Genomic DNA, 3,257 nt, shown 5'->3' with positions numbered 1-3,257 from the left:
TATACTGATGGGGCTTATGACACCAAGCAATGCCGTCAGCTAATCGCAGACCGACAAGCGCATGCGGTGATTCCACCAAGAAAAAATGCGAGACCTTGGAAAGATACAAAGATTAGCTCGCTAGAGCGAAATGAATTACTTCGAACCGTTAAACGTTTAGGCAGGACACTATGGAAAAAATGGTCAGGCTATCACCGTCGCAGTTTGGTTGAAACCAAGATGCATTGCATCAAATTATTAGGCGAAAAATTAATGGCAAGAAGCTTTCCCAGTCAAGTAAATGAAATTCATGCTCGTGTAGCCCTATTAAATAAATTTACGGAAATTGGCCGACCACATACCCAAGTTATGCCTTAAATTTTAGCGACTTAGGATAACTCTACCTTTAAAGACTCTATGCAACAAAGCCTTTTCTTTGATTAGAGCAACAAGATTAGGCGAATAGTGTTGTGTGCCTACTAATGTTCCAGCTTTTGCTTTGTTGTAGCAATTTGAAAAGGGTTACATGGAAATACCACGCTGTCGAGCAGTTTCAGAGACATTGTCTTGATTTGATTCAATCGCTTTGATTGCTTCAGCTTTGAATTCTGCTGTATAAAACTTTTGTTTTTTTCTCATGGTAAACTCCTAATGAGTATGTTTAGTTTACCAAGTTAAATTTTCTGTTTTTATCAGCACACATCAATCGTAGAATGGCAAAAAAACAACTAGAATTGGGATAGTGTTTTAAATAATCATCTAACTAAAGATTACAGTAGTAATCTTTAGTTGTTCAAATTAATTTAGGTGCAAAATGGGTTCAACACTTTCTTTTATCGGACTAAAGATGATGTTAGCAATGACTTCAACTCCCACCACCTCCTCATAAGTCAATTTACATTTATAATTCTGAAAGCGACATGAGTTGTCGCCTAAGGCTGAAAATTAAAAAAATGGATTGGCTAAAATATACCTAAAAGATTATTTTTATTTAGTAAGAAATGGCTTGCAAAGCTAGGATATGGGGAATAGTCCACTTTGAACTTAAATAATTTAAAAAAAATGATGGTGGCGATAGATCAGAATCAGCCTGTAAATCTTATTCGTTTTAAGCGTTTGGTTGCACAATTAAATATTCCACATCGACTTGAAGCCTCAGATATACGTGGAATTAAAATTAAGGGCGATCTTTATCAGATTGAATATATTCACCCGACCATTGAAAAAGAGATTCAAAATTTAGTCAGCAACATGGGGCATGATCGGATGAGTGCTGCCAAACAGAATCGTAGTCATCAGCATAAAGTTATTGGTTCATATATTCTAATAAGACAATTGTCAGAACATCCACAAGTGGTTGTTTTTGAACAAGATGGTTGTTATCAAACGCCAGTAAGTTTGTCACGTTATGCGGTTATTGTGGAAAACCGTCAAGTCTTTTTAAATAGTGAAAAATTTAAAAAATTTTTAAAAAATCATACCCATGTGCCATGTGATCAACCTCTAGATTTTATCTTTGGTACAGGAAATGAAATTGCGAATTCTTTACATCAAAACTTTTTGAATCAGTATGAACATTTGTACTTATGTTTTGATTGTGATTATGGTGGACTCCAAATAGCAAAAAATTTATTTCAATTATTACCTAATAAAACAATAACTTTTGTGCAACCTTATGACATTCAAAAACGTTTGGAGCAAGTGGTACATGCTTTGAGTTCAGATGAGATTGAAAAGCTAGCCCATTTCGCAGTTGATGCGCCTATTTTTATTCGTCCTTTTGCACGACTGCTGTGCAGCACCCAACGCCGACTTGAACAAGAGAGTTTTTTATATGATCAATGATAGTTTGTCGCTATTACAGTTCACGTTAAAGCGGTTGGTCTTTGTGAACGCTGCCAAGCATGCTTATTCTGAATTGCTTCTAGATCAGCACTTAGCTATGTTTGGGCGAAATAATAATGGTAAAACGGCAAGCTTAGCTGCAACCAAATTGTTACTCTTTCCAGAAGTAAACTTTAGATACTGTTTCCAAAAATTCGGTTTTGAAGGAAAGGATGGACAGTATGATACTGAACAATCATTTCGCTTTTACTTTCCCACGCTTAAATCTTATATCGCACTTGAAGTTGAAAACCCAAGTGGCACATTTACCATGGTGTTGTTTCGTGCGCCAAGTAGTGAAAAAAGTCAAAACTATGCTTATCACCGTGCATTTATTCCACTTCCATATCAAGAAGTGCGCCATTTATTTTGGAATGAATTCGAACAAGATTTTGCGGAAAATTTAAGTACTGAAAGCCTGCTGAAATTTACTCAAAAGCAACGTGGCCTCATTATTCAAGAAGCGGCAAAACTCCGCCAAATGATTTTTGCACGTTTAGGTAGTCCAGATGCCCAATATTGTATTATTCCGTTAAAAAACAATAATGCAGATTCAATCAATGCTTTTAGAAAGGTCTATAATTTAGCGTTTTCGATGTCGAGTAATGTTTCAGATGTTCTTTCATCTGCGATCGCTGCCCTAATTGAAATGCAACGTGGTCGTGAGGAAGAAAAACTTGATCATGACTTAGAAGAAACCTATCAAAAATATTTACAACTGAATCAACAAAGCCAAACTTTAAAATTAAAACAAAATAATTTAGAACGCTTTAATCTTTTTTAGCCAGCGAATTTAAAGCCATTTATCAGGCAACATATGATTATTCAACACAACATCAAGCGATTGATTATTATGTCAACTTACAGCGAAATAAATTGAAACCCGAAAAAATTAAGCAGCAAAGTCAGCTGAATGAGTTTAATCTTCAACTGCGTGATTTAAAAAATAATATCGCCCAAATAAAAGAAACAGTCATTGGATTAGAGACAAATCTGAGAACACGCAATAAAGATGTGAATTTGACCAATAAAGACATAGAAAATGCGCAAAAAGTGCAATATGAATATCCACATGACATGTCTATTCATGAGATTAAAGCGGCACTTTATGCAGAAACTCAAGAATTGATGAAAGAACGAGAATTATTAAGAGATAGCACAAAAGTAGCAGAAGAATTTCAAAAGAAAAGAAAGTTATTGAATGAAAGACAACAACAATTGGAACAGCTTTCGACAGAGATTCAAAGCATAAAAAATCAAAAAGATGATGAATTATGAGGGTGTAAATAATTCTGTGTAAATACAGTTTTAAAAATACTTGGTTACACGCTCTTCAAACATGATACTAAAGCGGTTCATAGCAGATTTCCAATTTTGGATAGGCATTGTCCATT

General features: G+C 34.9%; 5 protein-coding genes. 4 read left to right on the top strand and 1 reads right to left on the bottom strand.

The window, feature by feature from the left end; translation table 11 throughout:
* Window positions 1-357: IS5 family transposase (locus HYG93_RS18995; RefSeq protein WP_178962265.1), on the top strand; the 357-nt coding region annotated here is incomplete at its 5' end.
* Window positions 358-501: 144 nt separating this feature from the next.
* Here the strand turns inward: HYG93_RS18995 and HYG93_RS19720 are convergent.
* Window positions 502-618, bottom strand: a complete 117-nt coding sequence (locus HYG93_RS19720) for a transposase (RefSeq protein ID WP_106986650.1) — start codon at window positions 616-618, stop codon at window positions 502-504.
* A 399-nt stretch (window positions 619-1,017) separates the two neighbouring features.
* On the opposite strand from HYG93_RS19720, the gene HYG93_RS18985 reads away from it, so the two are divergent.
* The 3 genes from HYG93_RS18985 (at window position 1,018) to HYG93_RS18975 (ending at window position 3,141) form a co-directional block, all read left to right on the top strand.
* Window positions 1,018-1,824, top strand: a complete 807-nt coding sequence (locus HYG93_RS18985; protein ID WP_130125673.1) for a hypothetical protein — start codon at window positions 1,018-1,020, stop codon at window positions 1,822-1,824.
* A complete protein-coding gene (locus HYG93_RS18980; RefSeq protein WP_178962785.1) occupies window positions 1,814-2,647 on the top strand; it encodes a hypothetical protein in 834 nt (277 codons plus the stop codon). The genes HYG93_RS18985 and HYG93_RS18980 overlap by 11 nt, the downstream gene beginning before the upstream one ends.
* Window positions 2,648-2,739: 92 nt before the next feature.
* Complete coding sequence (locus tag HYG93_RS18975) at window positions 2,740-3,141, top strand: hypothetical protein (protein WP_178962784.1); 402 nt, start codon at window positions 2,740-2,742, stop codon at window positions 3,139-3,141.
* Window positions 3,142-3,257 lie beyond the last annotated feature (116 nt).

It is taken from the genome of Acinetobacter sp. SwsAc6 (assembly GCF_013391565.1).
GTDB classification, from domain to species: Bacteria; Pseudomonadota; Gammaproteobacteria; order Pseudomonadales; family Moraxellaceae; genus Acinetobacter; species Acinetobacter cumulans.
This window is presented reverse-complemented; position numbering and strand designations above follow the sequence as displayed.

Coding starts and splice junctions, on each gene's coding strand:
- HYG93_RS19720 (WP_106986650.1), bottom strand. CDS start 618: ATGAGAAAAAAACAAAAGTTTTATACAGCAGAATTCAAAGCTGAAGCA.
- HYG93_RS18980 (WP_178962785.1), top strand. CDS start 1,814: ATGATCAATGATAGTTTGTCGCTATTACAGTTCACGTTAAAGCGGTTG.